The sequence below is a fragment of the Nocardioides sp. genome (assembly GCF_047607365.1).
In the GTDB taxonomy this organism is placed as follows: Bacteria; Actinomycetota; Actinomycetes; order Propionibacteriales; family Nocardioidaceae; genus Nocardioides.
The window spans coordinates 1-13,069 of sequence record NZ_JASGDD010000232.1 but is presented as its reverse complement, the minus strand read 5'-3'; the positions used below and the strand labels follow the sequence as shown (position 1 = coordinate 13,069).

11 protein-coding genes are annotated in these 13,069 nt (G+C 74.0%); 7 read left to right on the top strand and 4 right to left on the bottom strand.

The window, feature by feature from the left end:
- The 5 genes from QM572_RS18395 to QM572_RS18375 all read left to right on the top strand — a co-directional run.
- Positions 1–858: ABC transporter ATP-binding protein (locus tag QM572_RS18395; protein ID WP_415095428.1), on the top strand; the 858-nt coding region annotated here is incomplete at its 5' end.
- Positions 842–2,650, top strand: a complete 1,809-nt coding sequence (locus QM572_RS18390) for an ABC transporter ATP-binding protein (protein WP_415095427.1) — start codon at positions 842–844, stop codon at positions 2,648–2,650. The genes QM572_RS18395 and QM572_RS18390, both read left to right, overlap by 17 nt.
- Complete coding sequence (locus QM572_RS18385; RefSeq protein WP_415095426.1) at positions 2,647–3,747, top strand: LLM class flavin-dependent oxidoreductase; 1,101 nt, start codon at positions 2,647–2,649, stop codon at positions 3,745–3,747. Before QM572_RS18390 ends, QM572_RS18385 begins: the two co-directional genes overlap by 4 nt.
- Positions 3,744–4,970 carry an LLM class flavin-dependent oxidoreductase gene (locus QM572_RS18380; RefSeq protein WP_415095425.1) on the top strand — a complete coding sequence of 409 codons (1,227 nt, stop codon included), beginning with the start codon at positions 3,744–3,746 and terminating at the stop codon, positions 4,968–4,970. The genes QM572_RS18385 and QM572_RS18380 overlap by 4 nt, the downstream gene beginning before the upstream one ends.
- 12 nt (positions 4,971–4,982) lie before the next feature.
- On the top strand, positions 4,983–5,831 hold the full coding sequence (locus QM572_RS18375; protein ID WP_415095424.1) for a sulfurtransferase: 849 nt from the start codon (positions 4,983–4,985) through the stop codon (positions 5,829–5,831).
- 268 nt (positions 5,832–6,099) lie between these two features.
- Here QM572_RS18375 and QM572_RS18370 read toward each other — a convergent pair whose 3' ends face one another.
- From QM572_RS18370 to hemE, 4 genes are all read right to left on the bottom strand, one after another.
- Positions 6,100–7,182 carry an LLM class flavin-dependent oxidoreductase gene (locus QM572_RS18370; protein ID WP_415095423.1) on the bottom strand — a complete coding sequence of 361 codons (1,083 nt, stop codon included), beginning with the start codon at positions 7,180–7,182 and terminating at the stop codon, positions 6,100–6,102.
- Positions 7,182–8,204, bottom strand: a complete 1,023-nt coding sequence (locus QM572_RS18365; protein WP_415095422.1) for a ketopantoate reductase family protein — start codon at positions 8,202–8,204, stop codon at positions 7,182–7,184. Before QM572_RS18365 ends, QM572_RS18370 begins: the two co-directional genes overlap by 1 nt.
- A gap of 126 nt (positions 8,205–8,330) precedes the next feature.
- On the bottom strand, positions 8,331–10,310 hold the full coding sequence (locus QM572_RS18360; protein WP_415095421.1) for a S53 family peptidase: 1,980 nt from the start codon (positions 10,308–10,310) through the stop codon (positions 8,331–8,333).
- Positions 10,311–10,382: 72 nt separating this feature from the next.
- Positions 10,383–11,435, bottom strand: coding sequence for a uroporphyrinogen decarboxylase (gene hemE / locus QM572_RS18355; RefSeq protein ID WP_415095430.1), 1,053 nt, complete (start codon positions 11,433–11,435; stop codon positions 10,383–10,385).
- A gap of 85 nt (positions 11,436–11,520) precedes the next feature.
- On the opposite strand from hemE, the gene QM572_RS18350 reads away from it, so the two are divergent.
- Positions 11,521–12,111: a DUF3000 domain-containing protein gene (locus QM572_RS18350; RefSeq protein ID WP_415095429.1), complete on the top strand. Its 591-nt coding sequence runs from the start codon at positions 11,521–11,523 to the stop codon at positions 12,109–12,111.
- A 6-nt stretch (positions 12,112–12,117) separates the two neighbouring features.
- Positions 12,118–13,069 (top strand): HRDC domain-containing protein (locus QM572_RS18345; RefSeq protein ID WP_415095420.1); only part of this gene is annotated, 952 nt, incomplete at its 3' end.

The window sequence follows — 13,069 nt, the reverse complement described above, 5'->3', positions numbered from 1 at the left end:
TTCGGCGACGAGCGGCTCGCGGCGCCCGGCGCCGTCGCCGTCCGGCTGCGCGGCGTCGGGGTCGAGCGCGGCGGCCAGGCGCTCCTCGACGGCGTCGACCTCGACCTGGCGGCCGGGACCGTCACCGCGGTCGTCGGCGCGGTCGGCGCCGGCAAGACCACCCTCCTCGACGTGGCGGGCGGCCAGCTCCACCCGACCTCGGGCACGGTCACCCTCGACGACGTCGACGTACGCCGGCTGGCCCGGGGCATCGTCCCCGCGACCGTCGCGCACGTCTCCCAGACGCCGTTCCTCTTCGCCGAGTCGATCCGCGACAACCTCGCCCTCAGCGGCCACCCGCGCGAGCGCCGCCCCTACACCGAGGACGAGCTCTGGGCGGCCCTGGCGGTCGCGGGTGCCGACGAGATCGTGCGCCGGATGCCCGACGGCCTCGACACGGTGGTCGGCGAGCGCGGCGCCACCCTCTCGGGCGGTCAGCGGCAGCGGATCTGCCTCGCCCGCGCCCTCGTACGCCAGCCGCGGCTGCTCGTCCTCGACGACGCCACCTCCGCGCTGGATCCCCGCGTCGAGCGCGAGGTGCTCGCCGCGCTCGACGGGCTCGCCCGTGCCGGCGGGCCGACCGTCCTCGTCGTCGCCAACCGGCCCTCGACCGTCGCGATCGCCGACCAGGTGGTCTTCCTCTCCGGTGGCCGGGTCGCCGCGGTCGGGACCCACGCCGAGCTGCTGGCCGGCAACGCCGACTACGCCCGGATCGTGACCGCCTACGACACCGGCGAGGCCACCCAGAACGGCCAGAACGGCGGGACGAGCCGGACCGGCGATACCGAGAGGAGCGCCGACGATGAGCTCGCTAGCTGACCTCGGCGCCGCCGGCCCCCGGCGCCTCGCCCGCACCGCGATCACGGCGACGCCGGTCCTCACCCAGGGCATCGCGCTCACGCTCCTGCTGGCGCTCCTCGCCGGCGCCGGCCGGATCGTCGCCCCGCTCACCGTGCAGCACGCCATCGACCACGGCCTCACTCCCGAGGCGGTCCGCCCCGCCGTACTCCTCGGCAGCACCGCCCTCCTCCTCGCGTGGGCCTCCTCGCTCACCCTCAACCGCCGCCTCCAGCGGCGCGTCGAGACCGCCCTGGCCCAGCTGCGGCGGCAGGGACTGCGGCGGATCCACGACATGTCCGCCTCGACCGCCGACGTCACCCCCAGCGCCGACCTCGTCGCCCGGCTGACCAGCGACCTCGACCAGGTGACGACCTTCCTCCAGGGCGGCGGCCTCAACATGATCATCAACGTCGCGCAGCTGCTCATCGCCGCCGGCCTGCTGCTCGCCTACAGCTGGCCGCTCGCGCTGCCGATCTTCGGCGTCGCGGTGCTCCTCGTCCTCTCGATGCTGCGGGTGCAACGCGTCATCGCGCGGCGCTTCGCCCGGGTGCGGGCCGACCTGTCGCGGATGCAGTCGGTGGTCGCCGAGTCGGTCATCGGCGCGCCGGTGATCCGCTCCACCGGCACCGACGAACGCGCCCGCGTCCGACTCGACGAGGCGGTCGACCGGGCCCGCGACAGCCAGGTGCGCTCACTCGCGCCGCTGCACGCCAACACCTCGCTCGGCGAGATCGCCATCTCGTCGGTGACCGTGCTCGTCATCCTCGGCGGCACGTGGTGGGCGCTGGCCGGGGATCCCGCCACCCCGCGCCTCACCAGCGGCGAGCTGGTCGCGATGGTCTTCCTCGTCACCTTCTTCGTGCGGCCGCTGCAGTTCATGGTGCAGAGCCTCGGCGAGGCGCAGAACGCGATCACCGGCTGGCGGCGCGCGCTCGAGGTCGTCTCCACGCCGAGCGCCGTGGTGCCCGACGGTCGCGCCCTGCCTCCGGGGCCGGTGGGCGTCGAGCTGCGCGACGTCTCCGCACGGTACGCCGACGGCCCCCTCGTCCTCTCCGGCATCACCGTCCACCTGCGGCCCGGCGAGCACGTCGCCGTCGTCGGCCGCACCGGGTCGGGCAAGTCGACCTTCGCGAAGCTGCTCACCCGGCGTATCGACCCGGCCGGCGGCGAGCTGCTGCTCGGCGGGATCCCGATCGCCGAGCTCGCGGACGCTCCCGGACGGATCGTCATCGTGCCGCAGGACCCGTTCCTCTTCGACGGGACCCTGGCGGCCAACCTCCGGCTCGGCGACACGAGTGCGGGAGACGACGACCTCGTCCGGAGCCTGGAGGCGCTCGGCCTCGCCGACTGGCTCGCGATGCTCCCCGACGGCCTCGCCACCCGGGTCGGGCTGCGTGGGGAGCGGCTCAGCGTCGGAGAGCGCCAGCTCGTCGCCCTGGCCCGCACCGCCCTGGCCGACCCCGACCTCGTCGTCCTCGACGAGGCCACCAGCGGCATCGACCCCGCCACGGACGTCGCCGTCCAGACCGCGCTCACCACCCTCACCCGCGGCCGCACCACCGTCTCGATCGCCCACCGGATGATCACCGCCGCCACCGCCGACCGCGTCCTCGTCTTCGCCGACGGCCGCCTGGTCCAGGACGGCCCCCACGACCGGCTCCTCGCCGAGGACGGCCCCTACGCGGGGCTCGTCCGAGCGTGGCGCGACAGCACCGCCCGCATCCCCGTCACCTCATCCACGCACCCCGCCACTCCCCGGAGGACCCCATGACGCTCACCCTCGACACGCCCGGCGACAGCCAGACGCCCTCGGGCTTCCGCCCGAAGGCCCGGCTCGGCTTCAACACCCGGGTCTCCTTCAGCGACCACGACGGCCCGGCCGCCGGGCTGCGCGACGGCATCCGGCTCTTCCAGGCCGCCGAGGAGCTCGGCTACCAGTCGGGCTGGGCCTACCAGCGCCACTTCGACCACTACCTCTCCTCCCCACTCCCCTTCTTCGCCGCCGCCGGACAGCACGCCCACCGGATCACGTTCGGCTCGGCGGTCATCCCGATGCGCTACCAGGAGCCGGTGCTCCTCGCGGAGGCCGCCGCGACCACCGACCTGCTCATCGACGGCCGCCTGGAACTGGCCATCTCCACCGGCGAGCTCGCTCCCTTCGACGCCGTCTTCGGCGCCGTGGAGACCGACGCGCGCACCGAGGCCCGCCGCCGCCAGCGGATCTTCCTCGACGCTCTCGACGGCGCGACGCTGCACACCGTCGACGGCCCCGGGCAGGGCGCGCCCGAGGGCACCGAGCTGCGCGTCACCCCACACAGCCCGACCCTGCGCTCGCGCATCCGGCAGGGCTCGGCCAGCCTCGACTCCGCGGTCCAGGCCGCCGAGCTGGGCATCGGCCTCATCACCGGCACCGTCCTGCACGGTCACCCCGACGACGAGCCGTTCGCCGACTACCAGGCCCGCGTCATCGAGGCCTACCGCACGCGCTGGCGCGAGCTCTGGGACACCGAGCCGCCGTCGGTCGCCGTCGCCGCGTCGATCCTGCCCGGCACCACGCCCGAGCTGCGGGAGAAGTACGCCGCCTACGACCTCGAGCGCCGAACCCAGGGCATCGCCGCCAGTCGTCCCGCCGGTGCGCTGACGCCGGTCGGCCAGGCGGCCGAGCCGCTCGGCAACCGGATCTGCCCGGTCCACCACGGCACCCCCGACGAGGTGATCGAGGGCGTCCTCGGCAACGCCGGCCTCGCCCTGGCCGACGAGATCATCCTCTTCCTACCGCCGGGTTTCGGCCTGGAGGAGAACGTCCGGCTGCTGACCGACCTCGCCACCACCGTCGCGCCCGCCCTCGGCTGGACCCCCGCCTCATGAGCGCCGACACCGCCTTCGACACCGTCATCCCCGCGACGGCCGCCCGGTCGGTCGAGTTCGTCAGCGCGACCAGCTACAGCGCCGGCTCGGAGCTGCACCCCCAGGGGTTCGGCTTCGACCTGCCGTCGTACCGCGCCTATGTCGCCGCCCTCGAGGAGGCCGGCTTCGACTACACCCTCAACGGCTACAGCTCGAGCTTCGCCGACTCCTTCATCGTCGCCGCGGCCACCGGTCAGCTCACCCAGCGGATCAAGCCGATCGTGGCGCTGCGGCCCAACACGCTCTTCCCGCTGGTCGCCGCGCAGTCCCTGGCGACGCTGGACCAGCTCACCGAGGGCCGCGCCGTCGTCCACCTCATCTCCGGCGGCGCCGACGCCGAACAGGCCCGCCAGGGCGACTACCTCCCCAAGGACAAGCGCTACGCCCGCACCAGCGAATACATCGACCTGCTGCGCCGCGCCTGGACCGAGAAGCAGCCCTTCAGCCACCACGGCGAGTTCTATACCTTCGACGACTTCGGCCCCGGCTTCTCCACCTACACCGGCAACCCCGTCCCCATCTCCATCGGCGGCCAGTCCGACGAGGCCTTCCAGGTCGGCGGCCGGCAGGCGGACTGGTTCACGTTCTGGGGCGAGCCACTCGCGGAGGTCCGTAAGGAGATCGACCGCGTGCACGCGATCGCCGACGCCGCGGGCCGCCCGCGCCAGCGGATCTGGGTCACCTTCCGGCCCATCATCGAGGCCACCGACGAGCTCGCCTGGGAGCGGGCGGGCGAGATCCTCGGCGTGCTCACCGAGCGCTTCGCCGCCGGCGGCACCGTCGCCCAGCGCTTCCTGCGCAACTCCGGCGGCGCGGCGCCCCAGAACCGCGGCTCCCAGCGGGCGCTGGAGTTCGCCGAGGCCTCGACCCGCTACGACCGCGCGCTGTGGACCCCCACCGCGGCGGCCACCGGGGCCGGCGGCGCGTCGACCGCCCTCGTCGGCAGCTACGAAACCGTTGCCGCCGCGATCCTCGACTACGTCGACGCCGGCGCCGACATCGTCTCCGTCCGCGGGTACGACGGCATCGAGGACGTCCACAAGTACGGCCGCTTCCTCCTCCCGCTCATCCGGGCCGAGCTCGCCCACCGTGCCTCCACCGGGCAGCGCGGAACGCTCCAGTCCGAGCACCTCGGCTACGCCGATCCCGCGTTCACCGCCCTCGCCGACCGCGTCACCGCCTGAAAGGCTGATCCCATGACCTCGCCCTCCTCCGCCCGCGTCCTCATCACCGCCGACGAGCTCGCCGACCTGCTCGCCGCCGAGCATCCGCCGGTCGTGCTCGACGTGCGCTGGCAGCTCGGCGGACCGCCCGGACACGGGGAGTACCTCACCGGGCACGTCCCCGGCGCGGTCTACGTCGACCTCGACGACGAGCTCGCCGCCCACGGCGAGCCCACCGACGGTCGCCACCCGCTGCCCTCGCTCGAGGCGCTCCAGGCGGCCGCCCGCCGCTGGGGCATCCGCCCCGGCGACACCGTCGTCGCCTACGACGGACAAGGCAACACCGCCGCCGCACGCGCCTGGTGGCTGCTGCGCTGGGCCGGGCTCGCCGACGTGCGCCTGCTGGACGGGGCGCTGGCCGCCTGGACCGCGAGCGGCCGCGAGCTGGCCACCGACGACCGCGTGCCACCGCTGGGCACCGTCACCCTCGCCGGCGGCGGGCTCCCCGTCCTGCCGTTCGAGGACGTCGCGGGCTTCGCCGCCTCCGACGGCGTGCTGCTCGACGCCCGGGCGCCCGAGCGCTTCCGCGGGGAGGTGGAGCCGGTCGACCCCAAGGCCGGGCACATCCCGGGCGCGATCAGCGCGCCCACCGGCGCGAACCTCGACGCCGACGGCCGCTTCCTGCCCGCGGACGTCCTGCGCAAGCGCTTCGAGGATCTCGGGGTCTCCGACGGGACCGAGGTGGCGGCGTACTGCGGCTCGGGGGTCACCGCCGCCCACCAGATCGCGGCCCTGGCCGTCGCCGGCTTCGACGCCGCCCTCTACCCCGGCTCCTGGAGCCAGTGGAGCAATCACGACCTCCCCGTCGCCACCGCCCCCTGACCCACCACCCCGCCGAGTGGGGCCTCCGATCCCACCGAGTGGGGCTTTAGATCTCACCGAGTGGGCCCTTAAATCCGCCGAGTAGGGCTTTAGATCCTGTCGAGTGGGGCCTCCGGTCCGACGGGTCGGGGTGCCGAACGTCTGCTGGCCGGACACAAGCCCCTACTCGACCGGCCGAAGCCCCCACTCGGTGAGGCCTAAAGCCCCACTCGGCGCGATCGGAGGCCCTATTCGGCGGGTCTAAGGCCCCATTCGGCGGACTCGGGGGTCAGGCTCCTACGGCGGCCGGCCCGCGGGCGAGCAGCTCGCGGACCCGCGGGATGACGTAACGGCCGGTGTCGATGGCCTCGTCGAGGTTGCCGACGCTCGGCAGGCTGATCAGGTCGGCGCCGAGGCGGACGTACGCCAGGATCGCCTCGGCCACGGTGTCGGGGGTGCCGACCAGCAGCGACGAGGCGCCGCCGGACCCGGCGATGCTCGGCGGCGTCCAGAGCGCCGTGTCGTGGCGCTCGGACCGGGCGGCGATCTCACGCAAGCGCACCGAGCCGACGTTGGTCGGGGTGGCGCCGCGGTTCGTGCCCCAGAGCCGTCCGGCGGCAGCGTCGACGATCCGCTCGGCCTTGGCCCAGGCGAGCTCCTCGGTCTCGGCGACGATCGGCCGGAAGGTGACCCAGAACCGGATCGGGGCCGGGTCGCGACCGGCCGCCGCGGCCAGCGTGCGGACCCGCTCGATCTGCGTCCGCGTCTCGGCCAGCGGCTCGCCCCACAGCGTGAAGACGTCGGCGAGCCGGGCGCCGACGTCGAAGGCGTCGACCGAGGCACCCCCGATCGAGATCGGCAGCGGGCCTCCGGAGATCGGCTGCGAGCCGGGGCCGAAGTCCTCGAAGCGGTAGTGCGCGCCCTCGTGGGAGAACGGCTCGGTCTCGGTCCACACCCGGCGGAGGATCTCGATGTACTCCGCGGAGCGGGCGTAGCGCTGGGACTTCTCGAGGTAGTCGCCCTGGCGGCGCTGCTCGGCGTCGGAGCCACCCGAGATGATGTGCACGATCGTGCGACCGCCGCCGAGCTGGTCGAGCGTCGCGAGCGCCTGCGCCGCCACGGTCGGATGCATGATGTTGGGCCGCAGCGCCACGACGGTCTTGAGCCGCTCGGTCCGCGCCAGCACCCGCGATGCGACGGTGAACGGGTCCAGCCCGTCGGAGTTGTAGCCGAGAAGGGTGTAGTCGAAGCCGAACTCGTCGAGGTTGCGGGCATACCGGTCGGCCAGCACCGGGTCGATCGACTTGCGCGCCACCCCGTCGGTCTTCCTCGTCATCCCCTGCAGGAACGAGTGGACGAACTCGACGGCCATCAGGCGACGGCGCCTTCCGTGGACCGCTCGTCGATCCCGCCGGCGCCGAGCACCTCGGCCACGGTGTGGACGCCCGGGCCCTCCCCGAGCGCCGCCGACCGACCGAGCACGCGCTGCAGCGCCGTGTTGAGCGGCGCGTCGACGGCGTACGCGCGGGCGAGGAGGACGACCTCGCCGTTGAGGAAGTCGACCTCGCTGCCCGACCCGCGGGCGAAGCTCTGCCAGGTGGAGGGCTTGTGGTCCCCGTACGACGGGTGGATGCCCGCCTCGCTCCGGTCGTAGCTCAGCTCGGCCGGGTCGGCGAAGTCGTAGCCCGCCGCGCCGAGGACGGCGCGCACCTCGGCGACGATGCCGGCGCGCAGCCGGTCCAGCTCGGCGGGCGTCCCGTCGAGGACGGAGACGGCGAAGGTCGCGTTGGCGAGGACCTTCCAGGCCAGCCACCGGTCGATCTCGGGGACCGCCTCGGAGAGCCAGTTGCCCTTCGTGAGGTCCTCGGCGATCTCACGGGCGACGGCGTCGGCGCCCGGCGCGGCGGCCGCGGACGGGTAGGCGCCGATGATCAGCTGGCCGATCCGCGGCGCGGTGCCGATCTGGACCGTGCCCGGAACGACGTGGCTGCCCGCGACGAGGGTGACGCCGCCGACGACGGTGGCGAAGTAGCGCAGCGCCGCCCGCTCAGCGTCGAGGCCGTTCTGGGTGAGCAGCAGCGGCAGGTCCGCGGCGACTCCGCCGCCGGCCACCGGACGCCAGGCCCAGTCGGCCAGCGTCGCTGCGGCGTCCTGGCTCTTCACCGCCAGCACCAGGACGTCGTCGGGCGCCAGCTCGACGCCGTCGGCCCCGTCGACGACGGTCAGGTCGAGCGTGCGAGTGCGGCCGTCCTGGGTGTAGGTGAGCCCGTGGGCCGCGATGGCCGCGTAGGTGGACCCGCGCGAGACCAGGACCACGTCGATCCCCGCCTCGTCCAGGCCCGCGGCGATGGCCGCTCCGACCGCCCCGGCCCCGATGATCACGTAACGAGCCATCCGACAACCTCCATGCCTATTTCCTACTGACTTACTCGACTTTTCCAGTCACAGGGGCGGGGGTCAATCGCGCGAGGCCCGCAATCCGTGAACCGAACCCATAAGAGGTTCCGCCAGGAGGCGGCGTCAGCGGCGGACGCGCCGCCGCAGCACGACGCTGACGCCGGTGCTGCCCGTGGTGTCGCGCGGGACCACGACGACACCGACCACGTGGCCCACTCGCGCCCACGCCGTCACCCTCCCGGAGACGCCGGCGACCCGGCGCAGCACCCGGCCGGTGGTGAGATCCCGGAGGACCACCGTCGACCACGCCGACGACGCCGACGACGACGACGACGCGATCGTGTGCCAGGCCACGCGCACCTTGCGGCGCCGGGACGTGGCCCGTCCCAGGGCCAGGCTCGCCGTGGCGCGCGGCGCGGCGGCGCTCGCCGAGGACGTGCTCGACGCCGAGGTGCTCGTCGAGGTGCTCGTCGAGGTGCTCGTCGAGGTCGAGGTGGTCGGGGCGGACGACGAGGTGCTCAGGCCGAGGTAGGGCAGCAGCGCCGGCCAGGAGACGCCGCCCAACCCGCTGACCGTGTCGTAGCCGGCGACGGCGCTGACCGACGGGTCGCTCCCGGCGTTGCCGGCGGAGCCGTTCTGGCCGCTCGTGACGTCGCGGTACACCGAGGCGGCCGCATCGGCGTAGGCCGTGTAGAGCGCCGCGTGGATGTCGCCGGGGTGACTGGTGGCGCCGGCGTCGCCGAGGGCGTTCGCAAAGGAGGCCGCGGACACGGGCGCGGCGAGGCTGGTGCCTCCGGCCTGCTGGGCCGAGCCCGTGCGGGTGTAGGTGACGAAGCCGGTGTCGGGGTCGGCCTCGGCGGCGATGTCGGGCACCAGCCGCTTCCCGGCCGTGGCGTAGCTCCCGGACAGCGCGCTGCTCTGCCAGGTGGGCTGGGCGAACGTCGCCGACGCGCCGCCGCCGGATCCACCGCCGTTCAGGCAGGTGGTCCTGCTGGTGCACGACCAGGCCGTCTCGCTCCAGGAGGCTGTGCCACCGGAGTCGGTCGAGGTCAGCGTCGTCCCGCCGACGCCGACGACCTGCGTCGAGGACGCCGGGTAGTCGACCGTGGCGGAGGCGTTGCTGGTGCCGCAGTCGTAGATGCCGGCGTCGCCGGAGGCCGCGAAGACGGTGACGCCGGCGGCCGTCACCGAGGCCAGCGCGTTCTCCATGGCGGCGACCTCCGACGACGTCCAGTTCGACTCGCAGTCGCCCCACGAGACCGACGCCACGGTGATGCCGTCGGTGGCGGCGTCGTCGGCGATCTCCGCGAAGGCGTCGACGAATCCCGCGAGGGTGTTCGGCGCGAGGTAGGCGCGCTGCCGCGCGCTCGGCGCGGTGGCGAGGATGGACTCCTGGTCGAGGTCGACCTCGTCGGCGCCGCTGGAGTCCGTCGTCCCGCCGTCGACCGGGACGCCGGCGTACTGCCCCGAGGCCACCGGATCGGCGACGCCCAGGACGTGGGTCGCGTAGTAGGTGAGGTCGGCGCTGTTCCAGGTCGAGAGCTGGACCGTCGCCACGGTGAGCGACGCGTCGTTCTGGCCGGTGCTGGTCGTCGTGCCACTGGTCGTGTAGGCGCTGCGGTAGTCCGCGCCGCTGGTCGCGGCCTTCGCGGCGGGGTGCAGATGGGGCTCGCTGTCCGCGGTGATGACGGACGCCACACCGGCGCCCAGCGAGCCGGCGTCGGAGAGCGCGCCGTCGGGAGTCACGGCGCCCAGCGTGTCGGCGACGGTCTCGGCGGGAGCCGTGGCGGTCACGGTCCAGGTGCTCTCACCGGTGACCGCGAACCCGGCCAGGGTCAGCCGCCGAACGACGCGTTGCCGCGTGCTCTCCGCCGGAAGGAGCTTGGCCAGCCGAGCGTGGCGGCGCTCGACGCCGAGGTCGCGGCGCGCGGCGAGACGGCTCAGGGCAGCCGTGTCGGGGGCGGCGAGGAAGACCGTCACCGACGTCGGCTCGGCGACATCCTCCGCGTCGGCCCCCGACATCCCCGGGAGGGCGGCGAGCACCGGAAGAGCGAGGGCGAGGGTCGCCACGAGGGTCGCCACGGTCGGCCGTCGACGGATCACGCCGTTCAGTATCGGACCCGTCCGCGCTCTCCCGGCCCATCCGCCGGAACTCTCAGAGGAGCCACAGAGGGCTCACGAGCGGGTGTGGACGAAGTCCGTGAGGCGCTGGAGCTGGGCGGGGTCGGTGCTGGGGATGACACCGTGGCCCAGGTTGAAGACGTGGCCGCGGATCCGGCCCTCCGCGACGGCGGCCGCCGCGGTGTCGATGATCTCGCCGGCCCGCTCCAGCATCACCTCGGTGGGAGCGAAGACGAGGGCGGGGTCGAGGTTGCCCTGCACGCCCCGCTCGCTCCCGATCCGGTCGATCGCCCAGTCCAGCGGCGTACGCCAGTCGACGCCGACGACGTCGGCGCCGGCCTCGCCCATCTGGCGCAGCAGCGAGGCCGAGTTCACGCCGAAGTGGATCCGCGGGACGCCGAGCGCGCCGGCGCGCTCGAGCACGATCCGCGAGTAGGGCTGGACGTAGCGGACGTAGTCGTCCGGGTTGACCGCGCCCGCCCAGGAGTCGAAGAGCTGCACGGCGGAGGCCCCGGCGGCGACCTGCACCTCGAGGAACGTCGCCGAGATGCCTGCGATCTTGCGCATCAGCGCGTCCCACACCTCGGGGGCTCCGAACATGAGCGCCTTCGTCTTGGCGTACTCCTTCGACGGCCCGCCCTCGACGAGGTACGACGCCACCGTGAACGGCGCGCCCGCGAACCCGATCAGCGGCGTCCCGTGCTCACCCATCCCGGCCAGCTCCACGGTGAGGTTGCCGACGGCCTCGGTGATGAAGGGCAGGTGCTCCGGCGTGAGCTCGGGAATGGCCTCCACGTCGGCGAGCGTCCGCACCGGCGACGCGACCACGGGACCGACGCCCGGCTTGATCTCCAGGTCGACGCCGATCGACTTGAGCGGCAGCACGATGTCGCTGAAGAAGATCGCGGCGTCGACGCCGTACCTCCTCACGGGCTGGAGGGTGATCTCGGTGATGAGGTCGGCGTCCATGCAGGCGTCGAGCATCGCCACGCCCGCGCGAACCCGGTGGTACTCCGGCAGCGAGCGGCCGGCCTGGCGCATGAACCACACCGGGGTGTGGCCGGGGCGCTCGCCCCGCGCGGCGCGGAGGAAGGGGCTGCTCTGCAGGTCGCTCACCCGGGGATGGTCCCACCGCGTCCGGCGTGTGCGCACATCGCGGGCGGCGGGTCGGACATACGCTGCGGGGGTGGTGATGCGGAAGGAGGCTCAGCCTCGCGATTTCGAGGCTGCCGTCGCTGCCATGCACGCGGCGACGCTGCGTCCCGAGGTGCTCTGCGAGGAGATGCCCGCACCGCAGCGGATCGCCCCCTACGCAAGCGCGCTGAGCGCCGACGTCACCGTCGACGGGACCGACGTCGGCACCGGCCGGATCATCCTGCTGCACGACCCCGACGGCAACGACGCATGGGCCGGCGGCACCTTCCGCTGCGTGGCCTACGCGCGCGCGGACATCGACCCGGAGATGATCACCGACCCGCTGCTCGGCGGCGTCGGCTGGTCCTGGCTCACCGAGGCGCTGGAGGCGCACGACGCCTCCTTCGTGGCCGCGAGCGGCACCGTCACCCGGGTGGCCACGGAGAGCTTCGGCACGATGTCCGAGGACGGCGGCACCGCCCAGATCGAGATCCGCGCCTCGTGGACGCCCGTCACCGACCCCGAGGGCGTCTTCGACCTGCGCCCCCACGTCGAGGCCTGGGGCGAGCTGCTCTGCGCGGCCGCCGGGCTCCCGCCGGTCCCCGAGGGCGTGGCCATCATGCCGAGTCGCCGCGGGCAGCGGGGCTAGGAACCGATGACCTCCGATCCGACCGCGAGCGAGGAGGCCGCGGAGGCGCCGCTCGTCGCCCCGATCCCCCTGCTCCGCCTGCGCGACGGGCTGCCGCCCGTCGTCGACACCGACGCCGGGCTCGCCGAGGCTGCCGCCGCCCTGGCCGCCGGCAGCGGGCCGGTGGGCATCGACGCCGAGCGGGCGTCGGGCTACCGCTACTCCAACCGCGCCTACCTCATCCAGCTCCGCCGCGAGGGCGCCGGGACGTGGCTGATCGACCCGATCGGCCTGTCGACGATGCAGCCCCTCGTCGACGCGCTCGAGGGCACCGAGTGGATCCTGCACGCGGCGACGCAGGATCTCCCCTGCCTCGCCGAGCTCGGCCTGCATCCGGCCGCGCTCTTCGACACCGAGCTGGCCGGGCGGCTGCTGGGCTATCCCCGCGTCGGCCTCGGCACACTGGTGGAGACCGTGCTGGGCTTCTCGATGCTCAAGGAGCACTCGGCCGCCGACTGGTCGACCCGGCCGCTGCCCGAGGCGTGGCTGGAGTACGCCGCACTCGACGTCGAGGTGCTGGCCGAGCTCCGCGCCGCGCTGCTCACCGAGCTCGAGGAGGCGGGCAAGGCCGACTGGGCCCGCCAGGAGTTCGACGCGCTTCGGGGCTTCCAGCCCGCCGTGCGGGTCGACCCGTGGCGGCGCACGTCGGGCAGCCAGCGGATGCGGGGACGCCACCTCGCCGCCGTACGCGAGCTGTGGATCGAGCGCGACGCGATCGCCGCCGAGAACGACACCACTCCCGGGCGGCTGCTGCCGGACGCGGCGATCGTCGTGGCCGCCACGCATCTGCCGTCGGACCGCGCGACGCTGCTCGGGCTCAAGGGATTCCACGGCCGCGGCGCGGCGCGGTACGCCGTCCGGTGGCTCGCCGCGCTCAAGCGGGCCGAGTCGCTCCCCGAGGACGAGCTCCCGGGGCGGC

Bases quoted from the DNA above. Each gene is read 5' to 3' on its own strand.
- QM572_RS18390 (WP_415095427.1), top strand. From the start codon at position 842: ATGAGCTCGCTAGCTGACCTCGGCGCCGCCGGCCCCCGGCGCCTCGCC.
- QM572_RS18385 (WP_415095426.1), top strand. From the start codon at position 2,647: ATGACGCTCACCCTCGACACGCCCGGCGACAGCCAGACGCCCTCGGGC.
- QM572_RS18380 (WP_415095425.1), top strand. From the start codon at position 3,744: ATGAGCGCCGACACCGCCTTCGACACCGTCATCCCCGCGACGGCCGCC.
- QM572_RS18375 (WP_415095424.1), top strand. From the start codon at position 4,983: ATGACCTCGCCCTCCTCCGCCCGCGTCCTCATCACCGCCGACGAGCTC.
- QM572_RS18370 (WP_415095423.1), bottom strand. From the start codon at position 7,182: ATGGCCGTCGAGTTCGTCCACTCGTTCCTGCAGGGGATGACGAGGAAG.
- QM572_RS18365 (WP_415095422.1), bottom strand. From the start codon at position 8,204: ATGGCTCGTTACGTGATCATCGGGGCCGGGGCGGTCGGAGCGGCCATC.
- QM572_RS18350 (WP_415095429.1), top strand. From the start codon at position 11,521: ATGCGGAAGGAGGCTCAGCCTCGCGATTTCGAGGCTGCCGTCGCTGCC.